General features: G+C 34.8%; 25 protein-coding genes. 11 read left to right on the top strand and 14 right to left on the bottom strand.

Translation table 11 applies throughout. The features are described from left to right. Nucleotides 1-14: 14 nt before the first annotated feature. Complete coding sequence (locus EKM77_RS05140; protein ID WP_125592982.1) at nucleotides 15-395, bottom strand: YueI family protein; 381 nt, start codon at nucleotides 393-395, stop codon at nucleotides 15-17. 72 nt (nucleotides 396-467) lie between these two features. Between EKM77_RS05140 and EKM77_RS05135 the strand changes: the two genes are divergently transcribed. Further along, on the top strand, nucleotides 468-704 hold the full coding sequence (locus EKM77_RS05135) for a hypothetical protein (RefSeq protein ID WP_125592981.1): 237 nt from the start codon (nucleotides 468-470) through the stop codon (nucleotides 702-704). A 107-nt stretch (nucleotides 705-811) separates the two neighbouring features. On the opposite strand, the gene EKM77_RS05130 is transcribed toward EKM77_RS05135, so the two are convergent. Next, the gene (locus tag EKM77_RS05130; protein ID WP_125592980.1) at nucleotides 812-1,672 is read right to left on the bottom strand and encodes an ROK family protein; all 861 of its coding nucleotides are present in this window, start codon (nucleotides 1,670-1,672) and stop codon (nucleotides 812-814) included. Between the two features lie 85 nt (nucleotides 1,673-1,757). Between EKM77_RS05130 and EKM77_RS05125 the strand changes: the two genes are divergently transcribed. Further along, a complete protein-coding gene (locus EKM77_RS05125; RefSeq protein WP_125592979.1) occupies nucleotides 1,758-2,579 on the top strand; it encodes a MurR/RpiR family transcriptional regulator in 822 nt (273 codons plus the stop codon). 39 nt (nucleotides 2,580-2,618) lie between these two features. Here the strand turns inward: EKM77_RS05125 and EKM77_RS05120 are convergent, their stop codons facing one another. Continuing rightward, nucleotides 2,619-3,311, bottom strand: coding sequence for an N-acetylmannosamine-6-phosphate 2-epimerase (locus tag EKM77_RS05120; protein WP_125592978.1), 693 nt, complete (start codon nucleotides 3,309-3,311; stop codon nucleotides 2,619-2,621). A gap of 14 nt (nucleotides 3,312-3,325) precedes the next feature. Beyond that, complete coding sequence (locus tag EKM77_RS05115; RefSeq protein ID WP_125592977.1) at nucleotides 3,326-4,201, bottom strand: N-acetylneuraminate lyase; 876 nt, start codon at nucleotides 4,199-4,201, stop codon at nucleotides 3,326-3,328. A gap of 415 nt (nucleotides 4,202-4,616) precedes the next feature. Between EKM77_RS05115 and EKM77_RS05110 the strand changes: the two genes are divergently transcribed. The 5 genes from EKM77_RS05110 (at nucleotide 4,617) to EKM77_RS05090 (ending at nucleotide 9,658) form a co-directional block, all read left to right on the top strand. After that, nucleotides 4,617-5,360: a sugar phosphate isomerase/epimerase family protein gene (locus EKM77_RS05110; protein ID WP_125592976.1), complete on the top strand. Its 744-nt coding sequence runs from the start codon at nucleotides 4,617-4,619 to the stop codon at nucleotides 5,358-5,360. After that, nucleotides 5,360-6,553, top strand: a complete 1,194-nt coding sequence (locus EKM77_RS05105; RefSeq protein WP_125592975.1) for a cation:proton antiporter — start codon at nucleotides 5,360-5,362, stop codon at nucleotides 6,551-6,553. The genes EKM77_RS05110 and EKM77_RS05105 overlap by 1 nt, the downstream gene beginning before the upstream one ends. Further along, entirely contained in the window at nucleotides 6,550-8,055 is a 1,506-nt protein-coding gene (locus EKM77_RS05100) for a sodium:solute symporter (protein WP_125592974.1), read from the top strand. Before EKM77_RS05105 ends, EKM77_RS05100 begins: the two co-directional genes overlap by 4 nt. Before the next feature lie 25 nt (nucleotides 8,056-8,080). After that, nucleotides 8,081-9,058, top strand: a complete 978-nt coding sequence (locus tag EKM77_RS05095) for an acetylxylan esterase (RefSeq protein ID WP_125592973.1) — start codon at nucleotides 8,081-8,083, stop codon at nucleotides 9,056-9,058. Nucleotides 9,059-9,214: 156 nt separating this feature from the next. Further along, nucleotides 9,215-9,658: an OsmC family protein gene (locus EKM77_RS05090; RefSeq protein ID WP_125592972.1), complete on the top strand. Its 444-nt coding sequence runs from the start codon at nucleotides 9,215-9,217 to the stop codon at nucleotides 9,656-9,658. A gap of 71 nt (nucleotides 9,659-9,729) precedes the next feature. Here the strand turns inward: EKM77_RS05090 and EKM77_RS05085 are convergent, their stop codons facing one another. The 6 genes from EKM77_RS05085 to EKM77_RS05060 form a co-directional block, all read right to left on the bottom strand. Beyond that, the gene (locus tag EKM77_RS05085) at nucleotides 9,730-11,334 is read right to left on the bottom strand and encodes a TIGR03766 family XrtG-associated glycosyltransferase (RefSeq protein ID WP_125592971.1); all 1,605 of its coding nucleotides are present in this window, start codon (nucleotides 11,332-11,334) and stop codon (nucleotides 9,730-9,732) included. Next, the gene (locus EKM77_RS05080) at nucleotides 11,327-11,761 is read right to left on the bottom strand and encodes a 6-carboxytetrahydropterin synthase (RefSeq protein WP_125592970.1); all 435 of its coding nucleotides are present in this window, start codon (nucleotides 11,759-11,761) and stop codon (nucleotides 11,327-11,329) included. Before EKM77_RS05080 ends, EKM77_RS05085 begins: the two co-directional genes overlap by 8 nt. Before the next feature lie 3 nt (nucleotides 11,762-11,764). Further along, nucleotides 11,765-13,117: a TIGR03111 family XrtG-associated glycosyltransferase gene (locus tag EKM77_RS05075; protein WP_125593086.1), complete on the bottom strand. Its 1,353-nt coding sequence runs from the start codon at nucleotides 13,115-13,117 to the stop codon at nucleotides 11,765-11,767. Further along, complete coding sequence (gene xrtG / locus EKM77_RS05070) at nucleotides 13,117-13,716, bottom strand: exosortase family protein XrtG (RefSeq protein ID WP_125592969.1); 600 nt, start codon at nucleotides 13,714-13,716, stop codon at nucleotides 13,117-13,119. The genes EKM77_RS05075 and xrtG overlap by 1 nt, the downstream gene beginning before the upstream one ends. A 42-nt stretch (nucleotides 13,717-13,758) precedes the next feature. Continuing rightward, nucleotides 13,759-14,937: a Firmicu-CTERM sorting domain-containing protein gene (locus tag EKM77_RS05065; RefSeq protein ID WP_125592968.1), complete on the bottom strand. Its 1,179-nt coding sequence runs from the start codon at nucleotides 14,935-14,937 to the stop codon at nucleotides 13,759-13,761. Nucleotides 14,938-15,131: 194 nt separating this feature from the next. Next, nucleotides 15,132-15,884, bottom strand: a complete 753-nt coding sequence (locus tag EKM77_RS05060; protein WP_125592967.1) for a glycosyltransferase family 2 protein — start codon at nucleotides 15,882-15,884, stop codon at nucleotides 15,132-15,134. Between the two features lie 73 nt (nucleotides 15,885-15,957). Between EKM77_RS05060 and EKM77_RS05055 the strand changes: the two genes are divergently transcribed. The 3 genes from EKM77_RS05055 to EKM77_RS05045 all read left to right on the top strand — a co-directional run bounded on the left by EKM77_RS05055 (nucleotide 15,958) and on the right by EKM77_RS05045 (nucleotide 20,174). Beyond that, nucleotides 15,958-16,707 carry a tyrosine-protein phosphatase gene (locus EKM77_RS05055; protein ID WP_125592966.1) on the top strand — a complete coding sequence of 250 codons (750 nt, stop codon included), beginning with the start codon at nucleotides 15,958-15,960 and terminating at the stop codon, nucleotides 16,705-16,707. Nucleotides 16,708-16,761: 54 nt separating this feature from the next. Then, nucleotides 16,762-18,708, top strand: a complete 1,947-nt coding sequence (locus EKM77_RS05050; RefSeq protein WP_125592965.1) for an ABC transporter ATP-binding protein/permease — start codon at nucleotides 16,762-16,764, stop codon at nucleotides 18,706-18,708. A gap of 170 nt (nucleotides 18,709-18,878) precedes the next feature. After that, entirely contained in the window at nucleotides 18,879-20,174 is a 1,296-nt protein-coding gene (locus tag EKM77_RS05045) for a zinc ribbon domain-containing protein (RefSeq protein ID WP_164507718.1), read from the top strand. Nucleotides 20,175-20,693: 519 nt separating this feature from the next. Here the strand turns inward: EKM77_RS05045 and EKM77_RS05040 are convergent. The 4 genes from EKM77_RS05040 to EKM77_RS05025 form a co-directional block, all read right to left on the bottom strand. Next, complete coding sequence (locus EKM77_RS05040) at nucleotides 20,694-21,575, bottom strand: alpha/beta hydrolase (RefSeq protein WP_125592963.1); 882 nt, start codon at nucleotides 21,573-21,575, stop codon at nucleotides 20,694-20,696. Between the two features lie 8 nt (nucleotides 21,576-21,583). Continuing rightward, the gene (locus EKM77_RS05035; protein WP_125592962.1) at nucleotides 21,584-22,330 is read right to left on the bottom strand and encodes a glycerophosphodiester phosphodiesterase family protein; all 747 of its coding nucleotides are present in this window, start codon (nucleotides 22,328-22,330) and stop codon (nucleotides 21,584-21,586) included. 149 nt (nucleotides 22,331-22,479) lie between these two features. After that, on the bottom strand, nucleotides 22,480-23,637 hold the full coding sequence (gene nagA, locus EKM77_RS05030) for an N-acetylglucosamine-6-phosphate deacetylase (protein WP_125592961.1): 1,158 nt from the start codon (nucleotides 23,635-23,637) through the stop codon (nucleotides 22,480-22,482). A gap of 252 nt (nucleotides 23,638-23,889) precedes the next feature. Then, entirely contained in the window at nucleotides 23,890-24,942 is a 1,053-nt protein-coding gene (locus EKM77_RS05025; protein ID WP_125592960.1) for a D-alanine--D-alanine ligase family protein, read from the bottom strand. Between the two features lie 179 nt (nucleotides 24,943-25,121). Between EKM77_RS05025 and EKM77_RS05020 the strand changes: the two genes are divergently transcribed. After that, the gene (locus tag EKM77_RS05020) at nucleotides 25,122-26,066 is read left to right on the top strand and encodes a DUF1002 domain-containing protein (protein WP_377729417.1); all 945 of its coding nucleotides are present in this window, start codon (nucleotides 25,122-25,124) and stop codon (nucleotides 26,064-26,066) included. Nucleotides 26,067-26,104 lie beyond the last annotated feature (38 nt).

Genomic DNA, 26,104 nt, shown 5'->3' with positions numbered 1-26,104 from the left:
TTTGTCCTCCAAAATTATAAAAGTACGGGTCGTCCGATGGGTTTATTCTCGTTCGCAACTACCAGGGCCATATCAGAATCGTTTAAAATTCGTTTACCCTTTCTCATGGGTGCCTGCGTAACAATAGTAAACTTATATCCTAATTTTACACTTAATTGAATGTAATTATCCAGTATGTACGAATCAATTTTTCCATTCAAATAAAGATGATAATCAGGATATTTTTTCATAATACCCTCTACTACCTTGATATTACTAGCATTTTTTAATTGTGCAACCGTTAATGCGATCGCAACTCTTTCAGCAAAATTACCTAAAAATTTATTTTTTTCGTCTGGCTTTAATTGTGGCTTGCCAAAGATATTTTTTTTAATATAATCTTCAACGTTAGTCATAACATCCCTCTTTCTCTTCGCTTAATTAATATCATAATTGTATAATAGAAGCAATGAAAGGATGTGTCGATCATGGACGAAATGGTATTTTTTAACCCTGGTGATGCAATTGCCAATTCAAGAGATTTTGGCGAAGCAGTTCGAGGGGCACAAATTTATAAAGCTAAAGATCCTTATGAATCATCCTTGGTAGTGGCTGAAGATGTGGCAGATAATAAGAAGTTCTATGTTTACTTTGCTAAAGACGCTAAAACCGATGCCAAAGACGATACAGGTGTTGTTCAATATAACGTTAAAAAGAGAATTTAGATTCACGTTTTTAAAATGCGTGTCACAAGGCAGAGACCGTTTAGCTAGAAGGACGAACCAAATATCTTTCTAAGCTATGATCAGTCTCCCCTTATGACACGCTATTTTTAATTCATGAATGGTGAAATAGCTCCGTATATTTGAGCTTTGTCGGTCAATCTGGCAATTCTTAATTCTGTTTTAAACAAGCCATCTGGAATTTTACTATCCATATGACGATGCAATAAATCAATTAGATATTGGCCCTGTTTAGAAACTGCTCCACCGATAATTAAGATCTCTGGATCATATAATAAGACTATTTCGGCAAGTCCGCGTGCCACTTCATCTGCCCAATCTTCAATTATTTGTAAATAAGGTCCTTCTTTTCTTTTAGCGAATTCAAAGGCATCGATAACACTAGTATTGTATTTTTCTAAATTATGTTCCAAGGTCAAAGTCGAAGCTCGTTGCTCATAATTAGTTTTAGTTTTTTCATCATATAATATATAACCAATGGAATTAGCATAAGCATGAGTTCCGCTCAAAAGCTGATTATTCTTAAGATAAGCTCCGCCGATACCAGTACCTAATGCCACACAATATGTTGTATCGCTATTTTGAGCGACTCCAGCTAGTTGTTCACCCAAAAGTGCTGCATCTACGTCATTAACGACAAACACTGCTAAACCAGTTTGTTTTTCCAATGTCTCTTGGATTTTGGTACCTTGATATCCCGGAATAGTTGGTCCAGCAAATAAAATACTGCCATCTTTAACTATTCCAGCAGTGCTGACACCTATACCATTCAACCTATATTTCTTTTGAAATTCAGCAGTGATTTCTTGAAGGGCTGTCAAAATATACCCATCTTTATTATGTTTAGTATCAACTTTTCCAAAATCACTGACATTCAATTCTTTATCTACAATTCCATATTTAATAGTGGTACCACCGATATCAAACGCAAGAAATAGTTTATCATCCATGATTATGCCTCTCTATTCGTTAACAATTATTGATTTTTATTAATTTGATATTTATTATTGAGTTATAGTCCACGGAGGAACTTTTATGAATATTTTAAAACTAGTTGAAGAACAATTACCAATGCTTTCTAGACAAGAGCGAAAAGTCGCTATTCAAGTTATTCAAAACCCTAGTGACGTTCAAAAAATGAGTATTACTACGCTAGCTTCAAAAGTTGGTGTAAGTAATGCGACAATTACTCGCTTTGTTAAGAAAATGAACTGTCATGATTTTTATGATTTCAAATTGCAACTGGCTAGTGAACGTCAAAAAGAGTCAAAGCCTTCTACTAAAAATTCTATTGCTGACGAAGTTTATAGCTTCTATCGCAATGTTTTGAGCGATACTTGGGAACGTTTAGATACTGATCAATTAAAAAAAGTCGTTGATCTTATTTCAAACTGTCATCGTATTTATATTTTCGGTATTGGAAGTTCTGGATACACCGCCCAAGAAATGACCCAGCGACTTATTCGTATGGGAATTGCCGCCTTCTCAATGACTGAAAGCCATATTATGTATATTACATCTGGTATCATCGGCAAAGATGATGTAGTTTTAGCACTTTCATCTTCAGGTAGCACAACTGACCTAAATAAGGCCGCCGTAATCGCACAAAAGAATGGTGCCAAAGTGGTTGGGATCACCGGTTTTGAAAAAAGTAAGCTGTATGAATTGAGTGATTATCCTATTTTGGTAAAAAACAGCAACTTCGTTGATAATACTCGTTTTATCAATTCGCAATTTGCAATAACATATGCTTTAGACATCATTACAACTATGCTGCTAGAAAATGAAACCTTTAGCAAACGACTTAGCCATACTGTAGAATTGGTTATGGAAAATAAATTTCACAGTAATAATTAATAAAAAACGAGCCCGGGAAAAAATCTCAGGCTCGTTTTTTTATGCATTAACAGCGTTAATAAATTTTGTAGCTATTTCTAATGGACGTGTAATAGCTCCACCGACTACTACTGCATGACAACCTAAATCAATACAGTAACGAGCTTTTTCAGGTGTATCAACTTTTCCTTCAGCTATTACTGGACGATCAGCGACTTCAAGCACTTCTTTTAAATAACTGAAGTCATCATCAGCAATATTCATCCCCTCTGTATCAGGGGTATAACCGTGCATTGTAGTTCCGATTATATCAAAGCCAAGGTCCATGGCTTCATGTACATTGTCAATTGTTGCCGTATCAGCCATCAATAGTGTATCTGGAAATTCTTGACGCATTTGAGTAACAATATCAGACAACTTCTCTCCATGAGGTCTTTTTTGTCCAGTAACATCACAAGCAACTACTTCAGCACCCGTGCTGGCGACAGCACGCATTTCCTTCATTGTTGGTGTTATATAAACTGGAGAATCGTCATAATCGACTTTATTAAGACCAATAATTGGCAAGTTTGTCTCATCTTGGATAGCTTGAATATCAACCACCGAGTTGCATCTTATTGCTACTGAACCGGCTTGTTTAGCTGCACGTGCCATTCTAGACATAATGAATGAGCTATGCAAAGGTTCGTTGGATAAAGCTTGGCAAGAAACTACTAGTTTTCCTTTAACTGTTTCTAAAAAATTATTTTTCATAAAAGTATCACTTCTTAATTTTCTTTTAGGTAGTCATTATAAATTTTCTTTGCTCCAGCAATCATTTCAGGTGTTGGTTGTGCCATAGGTTTCTTTGTAACACCAGCATTAACACCCAATTCTTTGAAGACAAGCTTGATTGATGGATAAATGTCATTAGCAATAAGTGCTGAAATCAAATCGTTGCTGTCTTTTTGCAATTGACGAGCCTTATCAATATCTCCAGCATCAAAAGCATTCATTTCTGCTTTAGCACGTTTTGCATTCAAGTTATATGTTGAACCAATAGCTCCGTCAACACCAAGTGCAAGTGCTGGTAGTAACATTTCATCAAATCCTGAAAGGATCAATTTGTCAGGGAATCTGTTACGTACTCTTTCTAATAGGAAGAAGTCAGCATTTGTATACTTGATACCAATGATTTTTGGATTTTCAAATAATTCATCGAATTGGTCAAGTGACAATGAAACACCTGTTAAGGCAGGAATTGAATAAATAATAAGTTCATTATCAACATCTTTAACAATTTCATTATAGTAATCTTTGATTTGTTCAAATGTGTAGTTGTAATAGAAAGGTGTAACTGCAGAAATATGTGGGTAGCCTAAATCTGTAACAAACTTAGCTAAATATTTTGCTTCGTTTAAATCTAGTGAACCTACTTGTGCAATCAAATCAACATCATTTTTGGCTTCATCGATCGCAATTTTGAAAACTTGTTCTTTTTGTTCGTGGCTCATATTGAAGTTTTCACCTGTACTACCACCAACGTATAATCCATCAACTTTGTTTACGTCGATATTGTAACGAATCATTTCTCTTGTGCCGGCTTCATTAATTGAACCATCGTCATTAAAAGCTGTCATCAATGCTGAATATAATTTTTTCATAATTACCCTCGATTAAATTTAGATTTTGTTTGTAATAGTTTTCCAATCGTTAACCGCTGACATAAATGTACAATACGATAATTAATATTTCAACCACGTTTTACGATAATCATTACCATAAGAACCGATTCATTCTGATGTAAAGGCTTTCTTAGACAATAAAATAAATTTAAAAACACTTTTAGTCAAAAATACCAAAAAAATAAACTGTTTTGTCTATAAAGTAGTAGAGATACCGTTAATGATTACCGCTTATGTATTTTACAATAACTATTATTAAAAAAACGTTTACATTCCATTTAAACCATGTTATATTTTTCACGTAATAGTTATCCAATTAATATAACCGCTACTAATGCCGCCCTATATGGGTGGATATTAGTGACGGTTTTTTTATTTGAGAGGTGGAAAAATAATGCAAGCGTCTATCAATACGGCTGTATTCGCAAATGAAATTCAAGCAGGCAGATCCCAACTTTCTTATTTAGAAGAATTAGCTGACTCACCTATCGACAATATCGAAGTGCGTGGAGAATTATTCAATAAGGAAACAAAGGATGAAGAATTAAATTCAATTTATTCGTTATGCCAAAAACAAGATTGGGGATTCTTTTATTCAATTCCTGAACAACTATTTAAAACAGATCAAGTTAATCCAAATATTGAAGATCATCTAAAAATGGCTGAGAAATTTCATATCGGCAACCTAAAGATAAGTCTTGGCGATTTAAGTGATATTTCAGCTGAACAATTGAATAACCTAAAAGACTTACTCAGTCAGTACAATGTCAAAGTTACGATCGAAAACGAACCTAACGATAACGGAACTTTAAAGAATGTTGTTCAACAAATTATTAAATTACGTGAATTAGACATTCCATTAGGCTATACCTTTGATTCAGGAAATTGGTACTGGATCGATGAAGACCCGATCGATGCTTTTAAGAATTTGTCTGACGCGATCACTGTTTTCCATTTAAAGGATATTAAAGACAAAGAAACTGTCATGTTAAATGACGGAACAACTGATTGGAAAGCACTTATTAATAACTTATCAGCCAACATACCTGTCTTTATTGAATATGAAACATCAAAACAAGAACTACCTGGACAAATCAAACTAGTAAACGATGCTTTAAATAAACGAGATAAGAAATAATGAGTATCCTTCTTCAATTAGTTATTATTTTGATCCTGACCAAATTAGGAGCACATCTATCTAGTATTTTAAGTTTTCCTAGCGTTATTGGAGAATTATTAGTAGGTGTGATCGCTGGACCTGCAGTATTAAACATTTTGACTGGTACGACCTTCGTTCAATATTTTTCAGAAATCGGTGTCATCGTCTTAATGTTCATTGCTGGACTAGAAGGTGATCTTTCACTACTGATCAAATATTGGAAACCCGCTATGACGGTGGCAACCTTGGGAGTTATTTTCCCAACATTAAGTGCAGCTTTATTATGTGCTTTGGTTTTCAACTTTCCTTGGACAACTTCGATCTTTATCGGACTTGTGCTTAGTGCAACTTCGGTAAGTATTTCCGTTCAAGTCCTAAAAGAAATGGGACGAATGAATACTCGTGAAGGAGCTATTATCTTAGGAGCCGCTGTTGCTGATGATATTATGTGTGTCATTTTATTGGGATTGTGTGTAGCTTTCTTTGGTTCCTCAGGTAGCAGTGATCAGCCAGTTTGGTTAATGATCAGCACTAAATTGTTATTCTTTGTTGTCATGCTAGTTCTAGGTAAATGGTTTGTCCCTAAATTCATGTCCTTTTTCAGTAAATTAAATACCAGCGAAAACGAAGCGACTGGTGCCGTTATTCTCTGCTTTGGTTTTGCGGCTATTGCCGTTGCTCTTGGTATGAGTGATGTATTAGGTGCTTATTTTGCTGGTATAGCTTTATCCGAAACAAAATTCAAAGAATCTTTGGCCTTAAAAATTGAACCCATCGGATATGCAATTTTTATCCCGGTATTCTTTGTAAGTATTGGTTTAAATATCAGTTTCAAGGGATTACAAAACGATATTATCTTTATTATTTCTTTAATTATTATCGCTATTATTGGAAAACAAATCGGTGGAGCTCTTGGTGCAAAACTATTCCATCTATCATGGAACGAATCCAATATTGTTGGCGCTGGTATGGTCTCTCGTGGGGAAATGGCTTTAGTAGTCGCTAATGTTGCACTAGGTGCCAAACTGATAGATCAAAATCATTACACAGCAATGATCGTAGTAACCGTTGTTACAACTATTATTGCTCCGTTAATTTTAAAAATATTTATTCAACGAGCTACAAAAGAAAATGAAATTGCAACAAATAATATAAATGAGGTGAAAATATGACAAAGACCGGTTTTGGTGCCATAAACTGGATCGTTTTAGTTGTTTACTTACTTGCTATGCTTGGTGTTGGTGCTTATTTTACAAAGAAAGCCAGTAAAAACTCTGATGCTTTCTTTACTGCTGAAGGTAAGATCCCTGCTTGGGCAGCTGGATTTAGTATTTATGCAACAACTCTAAGTGCTATCACTTTTATGTCTACTCCTGAACAGTCATTTTTGAATGATTGGGGTTACGCTGTAGGTAATCTATCAATTCTGATTCTTATTCCTATTTTAATTAAATACTATGTTCCATTCTTTAGAAAACTAAAAGTTACTACTGCTTATGAATATCTTGAAGAACGTTTTAGTCCTATTATGAGAGCTATCAGTAGTGCACTTTTCATGCTTTATCATATTGGACGTGTTGCTATCGTTATTTACTTGCCAATTATTGCTATAACTTCTGTTTCTAATATCAATCCGATTTTAATCGCCGTCTTTGTTGGTGGCTTATGTATTATTTATACCTTCCTAGGTGGTATCGAAGGTGTTATCTGGAGTGATGTTATTCAAGGATTCCTACTACTTGGCGGAGCTTTACTTGTTTGTATTTTAGGTATTGCTTACGTTAAAGGCGGCTTTGGTACAGTCTTAAATGATGTATCAGTTGATCATAAATTCTTCTCTGGTGCAGACTGGAATGTCGGTGATTTATCTAAATTCATTCCTTTAATTCTTGCCGGACAAATTTTCAATAGTTTATATCAATACACTGGTAGTCAAGATGTTGTTCAACGTTATCAAACTACTGGTTCAGTTAAGGAAACTAACAAATCTCTTTGGACTAACGGTATCCTCGCTTTGATCACTATTCCTTTATTCTTTGGTATGGGTACAATTCTTTATAGTTTCTATCAACATACAGGAACTCTTCCAAAGGGATTCAATACTAGTGCTATTGTTCCTTACTTTGTTATTACACAAATGCCAGCCGGTGTTGCCGGATTAGTTATTGCTGGTATCTTTGCCGCAGCTCAATCAACAATTGCTTCAAGTTTAAACGCTATATCATCTTGTGCCGTTACTGACTTTAAGCAAAGATTCTTTGGTGATAAACTGAAAAATATGAGCGATGTTACTCTTGCTCGTATAATTATCATCATTGCTGGATTGCTAGGTCTAAGTGTTGCCATTTATCTACTATTAGGTAACGCATCTGAAACATGGAATCTATTCCTAACCGTTACTGGTATCTTCGGTGTTCCTATTGCTGGTGTATTTGCTGTTGGTATCTTTACAAAACGTGCAAATTCTACCGGTGTACTATTAGGACTAATTGCCAGTGTTGCTCTATCATTCTATGCACAATCACTTGACATCTCATCACTATTAGTTGCTTGTGTTGCCTTTATTTCATCATTTGTTCTTGGTTATGTCTTCAGTTTATTTATTCCAAAATCAAACAAAGATGTTACTGGTTTAACAGTTGGTACTATCAATCAACAATATGTTAAAAAATAATATTTAATAAAGGAAGTCAATAACTTTGCAAGATACAATGCCATTGGAAGATATGAAAACCTATCGTGGAAGACAAGAAGTTCCAAATAATTTCGATAAATTTTGGGATGATCAAATTAATAATTTAAATTCCTCACCAGAATATAAACTAACTCCTCAAGATTTCAATCTGCCGAATGTCGATTGTTATGAACTTACATTTAAAGGAACAAATAATTCGACTATTTATGCCAAATGCATTTTTCCAAAAAATAAAAAAGATTGCCCAGTAGTATTCACTTTTCATGGATACATGGGGCAATCACTAGATTGGTCCGTTCTGTTACAATACCCTGCTGCGGGGCTTGGTGTTGTGATGATGGATGTCAGAGGTCAATCAGGTCAGTCACAAGATAATACAAAATTCCGCGGTAATACGATCAAAGGACAAATAATCCGTGGTGCTATCGATGGACCCGACCATTTATTCTTCAAAGATGTCTATTTAGACGTTTATCAAATAGTTGAAATCATCTCCAAACAATCATTTGTAGATGAAAATAAACTGTATAGTTACGGTGCCTCGCAAGGCGGTGCGTTGTCTCTTGTCGCCGCCGCATTGAACAAAAAAATCAGTTTAACAGTCGTGATCTATCCCTTCTTATCCGACTTTAAACGTATCCTTGAATTAGGCGATCAAAATGAACCTTATAACGAATTATTTAGATACTTCAAATTCTCAGATCCTTTCCACACCACTGAAAAAGAAATTCTAAATACTTTATCATACATTGATGTTAAAAACATGGCTCACAGAATTCAAAATCCTGTCAAACTCATAACTGGATTAGATGACAATATTTGCTTCCCTTCTACTCAATTCGCCATGTTTAATCGGCTAACTTGTGATAAAGAAATGTTCACTCTCCCTGAATACGGTCACGAGGAAATGAATGTTCATGTTAATGATAAAGTCATGAATTGGTTATCAGGTTCTACGATCAAGATTCAAAACCAACTTTAATACCTCCCTAGAAAAACGAACTATAAACGAGTATGACAAAACGATTTTTATTAAAGATGTTTTGTTGAACCCAAATATAGTTCGTTTTTTGTTTTAGGTTGTGTAAGCGCTTTAAATCATTTAAGCTATATTATAGAACTAAAAGGAGGAATAATTATGGCAAACAAAATTTACAAAGCTACAGTAAAACCAGTTGAGGGACTGGAAGTTACTAGTCACGTTAGAGATTTCGACTTTACTTTAGACGAACCACTGTCATCTGGTGGAACAAATAAAGGAATGAATCCCATCGAAGCACTTTTGTCAGCTCTTGGTGCATGCGAAACCATGGTAGCAAAATCCTTTGCTAAGTCACAAGGAATCCTTTTAAAGAATGTCAAAGTAGAAGTAGAGGGCGTATTTGATTCAGACGGGTACTTGGGAAAAAATCCAGAAGCTAAAGTAGGTTTTTCTAAATTGACTTCTATTTTTTACATCGATGCTGATAATACCAAAGAAGAAATCGAAAAATATGTCGAATTTATTACAAAACATTGTCCCGTACACGATACGATCGAGAATGCGCCAGTATTTGAAGATAAGATTTTACCGTACGAGTAACATAAAACGATCTCAATAATCCAATTTTGGATTACTGAGATCGTTTTTTTAAGCAGACACTCTAAATTTTTCTATTCTCTACTCAATTCATCGGCTTTTTTGGCATCATCAACTTTAACTTCATACCATCCAAATAATCGTTTAATATTTGATATTGCACGATCAAAAGAAAGTACTCCTAACAATAAAATACAAGGTAAATACTGAATTAGATAACGACTTCTTCCACCTTCAAATAGCAATAGGAATAAGAATCCACCTACTAAAGACAACCGCAAGATTTGAATCAAATCATTTCTAGGTCCAAATCCTAAAGCAATGATAACTAACAACGTTATCCACCAAAGTTGGGCTGCAAAGCGAAAATCTGCAATGTGTCTTCCATAAAGATAGATATAATTCTTCAATTTATTAGTAATACCTTTATTACTTGGCTTTTGATTTTCAAGGAAGAAATGACCTTCCTTTAGCCAGCCAAAAGTTCCATCAGCGGTGTTATTACGTTGCTTCAAAATTAAAAATTTGAAATAACCCCAAGCTCCCAATTTTTTTAAACGTTTTTTAAGCATCATAATCGAATAATCTGATTTCTGCTTTTCGGTTGGGATAAAAGTCATTGCAACGGCTTGATGCCAATCATAACCACCTTGTCCATAAACACCCATCGCCATAAAATGAATGGCTGGGATAGAACGAGATTTATCAATTTGAATGTATGTCTGATTTTGAATTTTATCATTCGTTACTTTATAAGTACCCGCCGCACTAATACCAATAAGTGACAGTGTTGCTAAAGTTAATACAACACCCTTCATGGTAAAATGTTTTTTCTTGATCAACCAATTCAATGATCCAATAATCACGATCGCAACGACCGGAATGATTGCAGACGGTTTAACAAAATATACTATAACCATACTAAAGCCAAATACTAATCCTGCTATAACAAACGATACTTGCTCCATGACCGTCTTCCAATTTGCTGTTTTATACATTACAAGATAGCAAAACAAATACAATGACACTAAAGGAAGCGACCATGCGTCAGTATAGGGCATAATAATCGTTGGAAAAACCATCAGCCAAGCACAATGCATATAGATGGCTGTACCTAAGAACTTCTTTTTGACCAGCCAAATACTCAGCAAATTAATTGCCATTGACAAATCCACTGAAAATAATGTCACATAATCAAAAAACAGCCACGTACTTTGTCCACTTAAAGTCACTAACCAATGCATAAATAACATGATCGGTAAATTATTCTGATTAAGACTAAAATAACTCGTAACATCAGCTTCTGCCGCATTTTTAGCGTTACTAGCGGCATGTAACAGCATTCCAGAATCAAAACCACTAGTGGGGTGGCAAAAATAAACAAAAAATATTTGACCTGCTATAACTGCTAACAAAATCAGACTACTGGTCCGCAGTTGATGTGTTATAAAAACACTGTAAAACCAATTTCTAATACTAGGATAGGCATAGATCATAACAACAATTGCAACGATAAATATAACTAGTCCGGTTGTTACCATAGTCGTACTAGTTCCAAAAGTGGCATTATCACCAATAATAATATTGACCGATGTCAATGCAAAAAAGAGAGTCAAAAAGAATAAGACTCTCCAAAATATATTTATCACTGAATTACTAAAGTTATAAAATCTACGCATCTGGTTTTTCCTGTTGTTTTAATTTATTTTCCGAATCGATCTGTTCTTCTGTCGGTAAAGTTCTTTCAGTAACATCAATACAATACGCACGTGTTGGTGAATCACTAACTTCAATTCGCATCAGCATAGCACCATTAGCACGTAAAATTGCATCAATTTCGTTAAAAAGGTATTCTGTTACATTTTCAACAGTCGGATTGACAACTTTAAATTCAGGCAGATCATTTAAAAATTTACCTGACAATGCGTCAATAGCACGATGTAGCGATTTTTCAATATCAAAAAAAGAAACCATTCCTTCAAATACATGCAGTTCACAAGTTATTTCCCAAGTATGGTTATGTTTTTTACCGGTACCTGATTCCCAACGAACAGCATGGCTGGCATTAACATACGATTTAATTTTATATGATCGTTGTTTTACCATGAATTAATCCTCTTTTCTTTTGCGGCGTTCTTCTTTAACCGTTTTAATATCATCTTTTAAAACATATTTTATTCTATCCATTTCAGTGTTGATCCCACGCATACCCCATGAAGCTTTAGTAGTCATGGCATTAATTATTCCAATCAAACGGATCCAAGAACAGACAAAGACATAAATCGGCAAAGTCAAAGTTACCCACCATAAACGAACATAATAATGTTGTTCCTTCGGGTATTTACGCAACAAAATACTTACACTAATATAATTTACTACCGCTACAAGAACGTATAACGAATAGATCAATAAATACGATAGTAAAAGTATCCAGGCTGAAAAGCCAAAAGCTATCAAGACAAAACTAGCAAAGGTCCAAATCATTCTAGGGAAACTAAAAGTATGGTCGATCATCATTCTTCGTACTAAGAAGTTATTAAAAAATCTCTTTAACCCTGCTGATTGCGCCATATAGTTATGGGTAACTTCCATTTCACCACGTTGCCATCGTTGACGCTGTGTATACAATTCTTTAAACCCAGAAATTGGTTCAACATAAAAAATGGCATCCGCACAAATAACAACTTTTTTACCTAAACGGGTCCTTATTTGAAAAGTCATATTGGTATCTTCACCGACTGTATCAATATCGTATAAAAAAGTCTCCATTAAGACTTCTCTTCTAAAAGCCGAAAAAGCACCCGACATAGTAAATAATTGATCTTTTGAGGATTCGATCGTCCGACCTGACATAAAGGCCTGCGCATACTCATAATATTCATTTTTGGCTAAAATACGATGCCAGAATCCTTTTACATTTTGAACTAGTTCTTCTTTTGGTAAAATAGCCCCTGTCATAGCGGCGATACTCAAGTCATTTTCAAATCTTAGAACCATATTTTCTACGGCATGCGATTCAAGCAGACCATCACTATCAATATTAATAACATACGTACCAATACTTTCATAAATAGCCGTATTTAAAGCTTTTGCCTTACCATTATCTGTATTAACGTAACGTAGAATCAATTCGGGAAAGGTATTTTGAGCTTTAGCATACGCACCAAAACTGTCATCAGTACTTTGATTATTAGCTAAAATAATCTGCATTGCATCTTTTGGATAAGTTTGATTATTAATCGATTCAATACAAGCAAACAAAGTATCTTCTGAATTATATACCGGAACAATGATCGATACATAAGGCCATTTGCCGGGTGGTAGTAATTTCTTCTGATGCATGTGCATATACATCAGCTTAATTGTCGAAACAATTGCGGGGATTATTTCTACCACAATTGGAATAAGCGCCCAGGTGATCCAAAATCCCATTCTAGTAAGCGCTAAATTGATCCAATACATCACTCCTTATGGCCCCTCCAATCTAAAAACTGCCGATAAATTCCACGTGCTAGTTCAGAGTACGTGAAAACATTGTAATACAATGCAATAACTAAAACATAGAATACTAATCGTCCAATAACAGAATGGGCTAAAAAGAATGATTGTCCACCCATAAAATGCACGATTGTTATAACTACGATCAGTCTTAAAACATTGATCAAATATATAAATACTAATCCAAAGACAGCATAGAAAACTTTTTCTCTACGTTCGTACATTGGAAAAAATACGACCAATGAAACAAACGCACATGTTTCAATAATTCCTGAACACTCATAATCAATCGACATGATAACTGGATTATGACCGTTAGTAATATATACTAAACCGGTCTTTAACATTACAGTCGTCCAACCAGTCAACTTATTAAAAATATCCACTCCGTGGATGACTGCATGCGTAAAAAACCAAACCCAATAAGGTCGACTTATTGCCATTAGAATAAAGAAAAGTCCAGCACTACCAACAATAAAGAAGAAAGCAGATAGCTGGGCTCGCTTTAGTACCGACAACATGTACAGCCATACTACAATACCTAGCAGGATGTATACGTTCATTTAACATCAGTCCTATTATTAAATTTATCTAAATTAATCAAATTATTTACCAGAGATATGTATCTTATTCTTCAAATATCCGGCTTTTTTAAGTTTGACATATCCAAATCCAGCAATTAAAACACCAATACCAGAAATTAAGATAGGACCTGTTGATCCACCTGAAGTTGTAACTTTTTCATTACCGATACTTGGATTATTCATAGTTATAGTTTGACCAACCATAGTTGAGATATTCAATTTACTAATATCGATCCTGAATTCACCAACATTATGTTCGCCGTTATTTGTAACGTAACCATTACCGACTACACCATATTGGTCTCCTCCGTCATAATCGCCAGCTTTGAAGTTAACTGCTTTAGTTTGATCTTTATCTAAGCTGTCCGGCATTTCTTTAGTCCAAACGGAGATCTTCTTACCGCCAAAATCAAAGTGATAATCACCTTGTCCTGGAACCATTCCATATTTCATTTTGACATAAACATAGACATAATGACCATCACTGACCATTGCTGTATATCCATTGTATCCTTCAGTTAATTGAATGTTCTTCCAATCTAGATATTTACCATCAATAACGATATTTAAATTATCATTTGTATTATTGGCGTTAGCATCAGTCGGTGTAGTACCTTTTTCATTCGTATCGGCTTTACCGGTTGCAGTTCCGACGGCATCCTTTCCACCAACTGATTGGATAGTGGTAGTAGCAGCATCACTACCAATATTAGAATTTGTCATCGAAATACTTTTACCAACATCTGAATCAGGAAGATCGAATTTGCTTAAATCTATTTTAAATTCTGCGACGCTCTTTCCATCTTCTTCTCCGATATATCCACTACCGACAGTACCATAACTATGCCCATCATAATTATCTCCACCAGTAATAGTGATCTGTTTAGTATCACCATTATTTACATCTGGGAACCAAGCATGATAACTCTTATCACCAATTTTGAAAATATAATCACCATGTCCTGGAATTGCTGCATATTTCATCTTAACGTAGACATTAACATATTGTCCGTCGCTGACAAGACTTGTATAGCCGTTATAACCCTCAACTAAATTGGCATCTTTCCAATCTGAGAATTGACCATCGATCGTAACTGAATCCGTACTAGCGGCATCAGTTACAAGCGGTTCTGCAAATGAACTAGCTCCCGCTAATCCAAGTATGACCGCACCGATCACAATTATTTTACGAAATTTCATAACGATGAGTCCCCCTCCTTTAAAATAGAGATTCCTCAATCACCATTTTCAACATTCTTTATTTACAAATATATTTATACCAATCTTATTTTAACTCAATTCATATTCGTTATAAAGGAGATAAATTTTATATATAATATTTAATAGGCAGGTCATTATCGTTCCGCATAGAACGTTAATAACCTGCCTATTATTTAATCCATTTCTTGTCGATCATTAAAGCCGTGGATAGTTCTGTACACTCGCAAATTAGCAAGTCCCACATCTCGGACATTTTCGATCGTTACTTTTCTACTAGCACTATCTTTTCGAGAAACATAATGATAAAGCGGTAAATTATCCAAATAAAATTTACGAGCTAGTGTTGCATATTCTACGTTAAAAACTTCATCTTCCATTAAATCCAGATCAGTTTGAAAGCTCAAATTGTTTTCTTTGATAATTGAAGTTTTATATGCTTTATTCCATGTATAACCCATGACCGTTCCATTAATTTTAATGATTTGTTTGATGGCTTCGTCACGATCCACAAAACCATTTTGACGATCTAGCTTTTTATTCTTCAATTTTCCATTTTCATTGTAGAATCCACAAGTGGCAAGATCGATATCATACTTATTAAAAAGTCCAAGAAAAAAGTCGACATAGTCTGTTTCAACATAGTCGTCTCCATCAACAAAAGTAACCAGATCAGTATCCACTGCTTCTAATCCAGAGTTTCTAGCTGCCGAAACACCTGCATTTTGAGCATGACAGATAACTTTGATCCAGTTATACTTTTCTTCATATTTTCTGATAACATCTAATGTGTTATCAGTCGAACAATCATCAACGATAATAAGTTTAAAATTCTTATTAGTCTGAGCAACGATTGAATCGATAGTTTTTGAAATATAGTCAGCGACATTATACGCTGATACAATAATTGAAAGTTTATTTTCTGCCATTAATAAAATCACCTTAATAGCATTTTACTTCTAAAGACCTAATAGACGCAACGAATTAACGGGGAGGAAAATTATGAAACGCATTTTAAATCTCGAAGGTGCCATAAACTTACGTGAGCTGGGGGGATATAAAACCGCCAGCGGCCAACAAATTAAATATAATAAACTCCTTCGTTCAGGAGATATAAGTAACTTAACTCCGCAAGCTTTAAATTACCTTAAAAAATATGGACTAAAGTATGTCGTTGATTTTAGATCCGGTCGAGAACAAGATACATGGTCCGATCAAAATACGAATTTCTATAAAATTTATTCAGATCCCGTTTATCCACTCAAGGGTAATGGTGAAAAACTCATGAACGCTTTTGGCAAACAAGAGTCGTATCTAGGAATGATCTATCAATCCGTACTATTGGATGAATACGGACAAAGAGCTTATAAATTGTTCTTTGATTTGATGCTAGAAAATGATCAACCCGATGAATCTTTACTTTTCCACTGTGCCGCCGGAAAGGATCGAACCGGTATGGGTGCAATTTTGATTCTCAAAGCACTTGGTGTTGACGATACGACAATCACTAAGGATTATCTATTAACTAACTTGATGTACGCCGATACAGCAACAATTGCACGTACTTTAAACGACAAAAAGGGTAATGAAAATATCAACAAAATGAATATGACCAAAGCTGATTTAGCTAGTATTACCTCTGTCTTTAGCGCAATCGATCATTATTATGGTAGTTTTGAGAATTATCTTGATTCAGCACTAGGTATAAATTCAAAAAAACTCAAAAAATTAAAAAGAATTTACTTAGAGTAGGATTACTATTATAATCAATTTACTAAATATATAGTTATGAATCGGGGTTAGCCAATGAGCTTACTAGAACTAAAAGACGTCAAAAAATCTTTTATGCTGGGAAAAAAGAAATTTCCCGTTCTTAAAGGTATAAACTTATCACTTGATCGTGGTGAATTTGTCTCTATCCTAGGTGAATCCGGAGGTGGTAAAACTACCCTCCTAAACACCATCGGTGGTTTAGACTCTCAATTTGAAGGAGATATTTTTGTCGATGGAAAATCTCTAAAAAAGGGATCCGACAAAGCCTTAGATAATTATCGCAGTCACACCGTCGGCTTCGTTTTTCAAAGTTTTCACTTAATTAGTCACTTGACCATTTTAGAGAATGTCTTAGTCCCTCTGGAAATGTCCTCACTAAATAAGTCGGAACGAATAAAACGTGCCAAAGACCTTCTTAAAAAAGTCGGACTAGAAGAACATGTAACTAAACATCCCAATCAATTATCAGGTGGTCAAAAGCAGCGTGTTGCTATTGCTCGTGCTTTAGCTAATGATCCTGAAATAATTATTGCCGATGAGCCGACTGGTGCCTTAGATTCACAAAATACTGAAGAAGTTTTAAAAATTTTAGATGACATCGCCAAAGAAGGCAAACTAGTCATCGCCGTTACCCATTCACAAACTGTTGCTGATTATGGGACAAGGATCGTTCATCTAGCTGATGGTGTTATCGACTCAGATAAAAAGATCCGCGATAGTTATAAAGCTGAAGAACCAGCTGACAATAACAAGAACATCACTCATTTAAGTTTTATGGATACTTTTCGACTTGCCTGGGAACACATGCTGTATACCAAAGGTAGAAATATTTTAATCATCCTTGGTGCAGCAATCGGTATTTTCTCAGTTATTTTAATGTTAGGACTTGGTTCTGGTGTCACTGGCTATATAAATGGTGAGATGACTAAACAAATCAATCCTAATGCTATTCAGGTAACCAAGAATTTACCGCAAAATGGAGCTAATTCAGATACTGATTCCATCAACATTACTAAATCTGACTTGAAGAATTTTAAAGATATTGCCAATGTTGAAAAAGTCCAAAAAGCTTATTTCTTACAATCTCCTAAATTAAATTACAATAAGAAAAATACCGCCGTTCAATATTTCCAAACTTGGAATGATACCGAAAAGATCGGCGATATAACCAAGGGATCTAAGCCATCGAATGGTGAAATTATTTTACTTAAAGCAGATGCCCAAAAATTAGATAAGAAACATTATAAAAATCTGGTCGGTAAAACCGTTAAAATATATATCTCGACTTTAGACGATGATAAAAAGCCTACACAAGTAGCAATTGATTTAAAAGTTTCAGGTATTATTAAATCTGGATCTTCAGCAATTACTTACGATACTTTGAAAAATGCTTCTAAGAAATCTAACGTTACTATTAAGCCAAATTTTGCTACTTTAACAGTTAATGACACTAAAAATGTTAAGAGTGTTCAAGATAAAATCAAATCTTATAAGATGACTGTTAAAAATAAAAAGCAAAACAAATATATGATCACGGGTGTTGGTGCAATTATTGATCAACTTAATACCTACTTGAACTTAGCCTTTTATGTTCTAGCTGGTGTAGCCGGAATTTCATTGATCGTTTCGGCCATCATGATCATTGTTGTGTTATATATCAGTGTTTCAGAGCGTACTCAAGAAATCGGTATCCTCCGTGCGATCGGTGCTAGAAAGAAAGATATTAGAAATATGTTTGTTTCTGAATCCTTCTTGATTGGATTAGTTTCTGGTATCTTTGCTGTTTTAATTGCATATGGTGTCCAGTTATTAATTAATAGTGCCACCCAAAATGCCTTTAAGGCAACAATAGTCTCTATTTCGTCTGGTAATGCCATCTTTGGTATCGTAATTAGTATTATCATCAGTTTATTAGCAGCTTTAGCTCCTGCAAGACGTGCTGCCAAACTAGATCCTCGTGATTCACTAACTGATGAATAGATTAATAATTTTTAAAATCTCAGCGAAGGCTGGGATTTTTTTGTATAATTAAGTTTCAACAAATTAATAATCAACAAGTATGATGTTTTTGTGAACTTTACATAAGACATCTTTATGAACGTCCGTTTGTTTTGTATACTTATCTTTGTCAAAGTAATGGAGGAATGAATATGTTTTGTCCTAATTGTGGCCACAAAGTTGATCCGACGCAAAAATTTTGTGACAACTGTGGCGCTGCTTTAAAGAAAAGAAATATCAATGAAGATCGTAATACCGATGAACTTCATCAAGCTGAAAGTGACGACACTATCCGTTCTCTTTCAGATATCGAGGCTGAACTAAAGGCAGCTGAACAAAAGTCTGAACCAAGACCAGAACCAAAAAAGGAAGTTCACTACACGCAAGCACCTGCACAACAAAAAGCCTATGACAGGGTTGAACCTCAACCAAAACAACACTATGATCCTGTTAAAACTGATCATAAGAACTACGATTCCGAAGATGCTCTAGATGATCGTACTATGGCGTACAACAAAAATGACTTCAGACAGGCAGCAAAGGTCTATCACGATCCATATACTAATAAACCTTATAAGCCTTCAGAAGATCCTTTTAAGCCTACTAAGAGTGAATTAAAGAAGCAGCAAAAATTAAAGAAAAAAGAAGAAGCCGAAAAACAAAATGATGGCTTATTCTCAAACATGCTTAACTTCGCGCGCAATAATAGTTATCTAAGTATTTTTGCTGTGATCATCACTGCTATTTTATTAGTTTTCAAACGTAATTATGGCTGGATTGCCTTAGCTGTCTTTATCCTACTTTGGTTTTTACTATCACAAATCAAACACGGTAAAGAAATGGGACTAAATCAAAGATTCTCACACTCAAATGATGACAATGAAGAATCAAATAATCCTAATTCTTCAAATAGTTATGATCAACCTAGAGAATACAGACCATCGCAACAAAAAGTTAACCATAAAAAGGAACACAAAATAAAAGACGCTAGCCGAGGAAAAAATTCACGACAGATTTTAATTATTATTTCTTCAGTGATCGGATTTATTTCATCTGTTGGTGGACCATTCATCAACGGTACATCACTATCAAGTACCATCGCTTCTGCTGCTAACTACACCGCAAATCTTGGTGCACAGACAACCTTGATTATGAATGCTTCTTCAGCAATTCGGCTGATCTGCTTCATTTCACCTGTTATCACTTTAATTGCGGCTTGTTTTAGATCACATGGTAGTATAAGAATAGTTAGGATTTTTACTTTCTTACCAACGATCATTTATGTATTGGTATATGGCATTTTCTCATCAGGAGCAGTAAATTCTGCTGCCATTACTGGTCAAACGGTTATTGGTGGTACGGTATTTGGATATAGCTTCTATGTTCTATTGATAACTTCAATAATTTCACTGATTTTGGCATATACATTAAGACCTCGTGTGAAATAAAAAAATGACCTTTTTCAGGTCATTTTTTTTGTATATAAATCAAAATAAGCTATACTTGAAGGTAAGAAAGATAAATATGTTTAAACACATTTATCTTTCGACAATCTCATAACTTTACTAGACCTAAAGTATGAGAGCGCAACTGCCAAAACCTCACCGGTTTAATAGAACTGCAGTTGCGGCAGTTGCCTGATCCATGAATGGGATAGTTTAAGGGGCCTATTGGCCCCTTATTTTTAAATCAATTATATACGGGATGAAAAGTCGATAATAGAGATCAAATATTTTATTCGGCTAGTCAGTTGATCTGACTCAACCAGTTAATTAACACTCTTAATACATTACACACTACTAATATAGTTCCAATCCAGGTGATTAAATGCAACGGATGATCATTAGTTCGATCTTAATTATATTTACGATCGGACTTAATTCCGCGGGAATCATATATACCAATTTTAAAACAAGAAATGCTTCCTAAAAAAGGCCCTTGAGAAAATCTCAAGAGTCTTTTTTATGCTATAAATATTTAATAAACCAATCTACAACTTGTTCAATAATCTCATCTTGATGCCATTCGATCGTACCATGACCGGCATTTCTGATCATAACTAGCTGTGTTTCAACATTTTCGTCTTGCAGTGCCTGATACATTTTTTTACTTTGCGATGGCGATACTAATGTATCTTGATCACCGGCCATTAATAACATCGGTGGTACATCATGTTTAACATAGTAAAGTGGACTAGCCTTTTTTGCTTGTTCAATATTTTCTTGAATCGGCAAATGCGGATCAGCACTAATGTTCAAGCCGTTCAATAAAACCGCCTCCGGAGAAGCAGGTGACTTATGGCTAGCTTGAATTTTTTGGTCAAAATCAGAACCAACCGTCAATAAATCACTCAATCCATACAAAGACACTACAGCTTGGACTGACTCGGAGATACCATCATTAACTTGTCCAAAGTCCTCATCGGCAGTTACAGCAATCATTTGTGCTAAATAACCTCCAGCAGAATCACCTAAGACACCAATTTTGTTAGGATCAATATTAAATTCATCACTATGGACACGTAAATATCTCAAAGCAGCTTTTCCATCAATAACTGGATCTGGAAAAATACTTGGGATAACACGATACTGGGCACCAGCAACTACAAAGCCTGCTCTTGCCAAAGCATATCTAAAATCAATAAATTTATGATAATCAGACTTAGTAAAACCTCCACCAGGAAAATACAAAACTGCTGGATGTGGTTTTTTATTTCTAGGTACTAACAAACTCATTTTTAATTCATTAATAATATGCGAATCATTAGTGTTACCAAAATTTTGTTCATAAACAACATCACGAAATTCATCAATAATTTCATGTTCAATAGGTACTTCGATACTTTCCATATTATCGCCTAGCTTTCAATTAAAAATTTCATTCTATCAGCAATATTAGTAAAAATACCATCAACTCCATATGAAAACAACTCTCGTGCTCGACTAATACTGTCAACTGTCCAAACGTTGATTTGATAGCCATAATCTTTCATTACTTTTACTTTTTCTTTAGTTAAGCCATTAGAATCCGGGTGAATGATCTGAGCATGACAAGCTTGCATCGTTAAATTCCAGTCTTCTTTTAAGCCAGCTTTATCAAATAAAACTGCATACTTTAAATCAGGTTTTAACTGATACATTTTTTCCAACATAATTGGATTGAAACTAGAAATAATCAAGTTAACTTTATCATCTAATCGATCTAATTCATTTGCGAACTGTCTAACTAAACTATCGGCTAAGTAATTGGCGTCATCCCCAACAACACCTTTTAGTTCGATATTAGCATTCAATTTGTGAATATTTAAAAAATCGATCAATTGACCTAGTGTAGGAATCTTTTCACCACGATATTTTTCAGCAAACCAATAACCTGCATCTGCAGCTTTAACATCACTACTATCTAAAGTCTCGATCGATCCTGTTCGATTAGTTGTTCGATTTAATTTATCATCATGAATGATAAAAACTTTTTCATCCTTAGTAATACTCAAGTCAGTCTCTAACCAATCTATCCCACAATTAATAACTTCATTAAATGACGCCATTGTGTTTTCAGGCGCTAGCGTTGGGATCCCTCTATGAGCAAATATTTTTTGTGTCATAATTAATCCTCCATGTTGTTATTATAGGTCATTTCAAAACATTATGTGATTTATAAAACAAAATGCTGGCTTAAAACAGACAAGGGGGATGTGACTAAAATCACATCCCCCTGTTGTATTACGATTATTATTTAATTATAAAATTCATATTATGCTTTATATCTTGAGGCTCCGTCCAAGTATGTTTCTGACAAGCTCATATCATCATCTAAGATGATAAAGTCAGCATCATGTCCTGGTGTGATAGAACCACACTTGTCAGCAATCTTAGAACTCTTAGCAGGAACGTAACTACCCATTGTTACAGCTTCTTCTTCAGTAGCAATATTCCAGTCAACAACGTTCTTGATAGCATCTTTAAGAAGTAAAATACTTCCGGCTAAATTATGAGGTTCTTCTTGTAGTCTTACTTGACCATCAGCAACAGTAACAGGTAATTCACCTAGTACATATTCACCATCTGGCATTAATCCGGCACTCATACAGTCAGTAATAAGTGCGATGTGTTCTGGAGTCTTTTTGTCGATAAGGATTCTAGCAGCGTAAGGTTGAACATGGTGTCCATCGCAGATAAGTTCGTCATCAACAAAATTCATTGACATAGCAGCTCCAACCATTCCAGGTTGACGGTGATTCAAACCACTCATACCGTTATAAGCATGTGTAAATCCTGAAGCACCAGCTTCAACACAAGCTTTAGCTTGTTCAAAAGTTGCTGATGAATGACCTAGTGTTACAGCAACATCATCTGAAGCAACGGCACTAGTAAATTCAACAGAACCCTTTCTTTCAGGAGCAATTGAGATTTTCTTGATCATACCATGAGCAGCTTCTTGCCATTCTTCAAATTCTTTAACATCAGGATCTCTAAAGTATTTAGGATTTTGTGCACCCTTATGTTCTTCTGTGTAAAATGGTCCTTCAAAATGGATACCACGAACTTTAGCTCCAGTAGCTTTTTGATAATTCTCACCGATCATACGGCAAGTTTCCATCAATTGTTCATGTGAAGCAGTCAAAGTTGTTGGCAACCAAGAAGTAACACCAGCCTTTAACAATCCTTCTGACATTTCATTAATCTTTGTCCAGTCGTTGTCCATAACATCATTTCCCACAAGTCCGTGGATATGTGTATCAACAAGACCTGGAGCAACCATCTTATCAGAATAGTCGACGATCTTACCTTCTGGCTTATTGTCCTCTGTGTAGAAAGTACCGAATTTACCGTCATCGGTAATTTCTAAGTAGCCACCATTTTCAGTTGTGTTCTTCAAAAAGAATTTTTTAGCATGAATGTAATATGTCATTATTCAGTCTCCTCCAAGTTATAAATTCATTATAACAATCATTAATGGTCTATACCAGATTGATTTACGAATTTTTTCGTGCAATTTCATTTTCACGCTATTTAACGGCATTGTAAATCAAAAAAAGATGTGACTTTCGTCACACCTTCTTGTTTTATTACGATTATTATTTATTGAAACGCGTGCCATAAGGCAGAGGCCTCCGCTTATCTACGAATATGCTCAGCCTCTGACCGCCTTATGGCACGCTCTCTACTTAGCTTCTTCGTAAAGTCTAATTTTACTCTTAATGATCTTTTCGCAAAGATCAGGATATGAAATACCAATGGCTTCCGCTTCTCTTGGCATTAATGAGCGAGGTGTCATCCCTGGCAATGTATTAGCTTCCATAACATACAATTCACTGTCACGTAATAAGAAATCCACACGACCATAGTTACTCATTGCTAGTGCATCAAAAGTTTCTTTAGTCATTTCTTGCATACGTTTATGTGTTTCATCATCCAATTCAGGAGGAGTGATGAAATGAGTTACGCTGTTATCTTGGAACTTATGATCAAAATCATACCAACCGGTATCAACTGTGATTTCAACTGCTGGTAAAACAAGTCCGTCAACAATAGCGACTGAAAACTCTCTACCTTTAATGTATTCTTCAATTAAAACTTCTGTATCAAATTGTAGTGCATCTTCGATTGAAGAACTCAATTCTGAAGCATCTCTAACGATATGTGTACCAACACTTGAACCACCGTTAGAAGGTTTAACTACCATTGGAAATCCAAAAGGAATCTCATCTTCTGTAATGTCAGCTGTCTGTGTAGTTGTATAGTCAGCTGTTTGAATCTTGTTTTGAACAAAAACTTCTTTAGAGAATTTCTTATCCATGGCAATACCTGAGGATAAACTGCCACTTCCTGTATAACGAATATCAAAAACATCAAACATTGCTTGCATCTTACCGTTTTCGCCATCTTCACCGTGAAGTCCCATGTAGACAATATCGGCGTGTTGACAAATTTTCAAAACATTTTTTCCGAGTAATCCTTTAGTACCATCGGTACGTAATGCTTCAATTTTTTCATTTGTTAAAACTTCATCATCAATGATCATCTTTGATTCATCTTCTGGTTCAGTAATGAATAGATCGTCGATCTTGTCTTCATCAACATCTTCACCCAAAAATGAGTCAACATAAGCTACTTTGTAGCCTTTACTCCTCAATGCATTTGTAATCTTGGCACCTGATGAAAGAGAAACGTTTCTCTCGGTACTTTTACCACCTGAAAGGACAACAATTTTCATTGTTCGTTCACCTATTCCTTCTTTATTTTAATAATACTTAAGCGATTTCCTAGAACCTACATAATACCACAAATCGGTTTTAGTGACTATTTTCAAACATAGACTCCACAAAAATTCTTACTAAGTTCTCGTATTTTTCACATATTTTTGGTTTAATGTGGTGTAAGGAGGATTTAGCCTTGAAAAAGTTAAATATTGTTTTACTTAGTTTAGTATCTTTAATCACACTAGGAATCTTTAGTTCCCAAAGTGTAAAAGCTGACAGTTTGGATGATCAACCCGTTATGACTTTAGGAACATCACTGACTGATAGCCAAAAGCAAGGTACAATAGATGCTTTGTCTTCTCAAATCAACAATAGTAATTATAAGACTATTACTGTTAATGGTGACACTTTGGTTAAATATTTAAATCCTAGTGGTAGTTCTTTTACAAGTAGTTCTGGTGTTTGGTCATCAGCTTTGATCGAAAAAACTTCATCAGGATCCGGAATCAATGTAAAAATCGTTGATTACAATGGAAGTAACAACATCACAACGATCACCGCAGATCAATATAGAAATGCAGCTATTACCGCTGGTATTAGTGATGCCAACATTTACGTAACTTCAGCTACAAAAATTGATGGATCTGGAGCTTTAGCTGGTATCTATGCTGCTTATGCTAGTTCTGGTGACAATTTGAATCAAAGTCAAGTTAATGCCGCCCAAAACGAAATGGGAGTTTTAAGTAATATCACTGATGCCAATAAAGGTACAGATGGATATACCGATAAGCAACTAAATAACGCCGTTGCCGGTATGAAATCAGATATTGCTCAAAAGGGTACAAATATCACTGTTAATCAAATCACTACTATTGTTAATAATAATCTAGAAAAAAATGATCTTCAAAACATCATAACTGATAATCAAAAACAAAAGATCATCAATTTAATGGTTGAAATTAGAGATTCTGGTGCTTTAAAAAACTCGAACTTTAAAGATCAAGCAAGTAAATTAAGTAGTGATATTACAAGTAAAGCTAAAAATATCTTCAACAACTTAAATACACAAGAAAATCGTAATTTCCTACAAAAGATTTGGGACGGGATCGTTTCATTCTTCCAAGGATTGTTTAACTAAAAAAGATCTGGAATATTCCAGATCTTTTTTTATGGTTT

It is taken from the genome of Companilactobacillus baiquanensis (genome assembly GCF_003946605.1).
Lineage (GTDB): Bacteria > Bacillota > Bacilli > Lactobacillales > Lactobacillaceae > Companilactobacillus > Companilactobacillus baiquanensis.
This window is presented reverse-complemented; position numbering and strand designations above follow the sequence as displayed.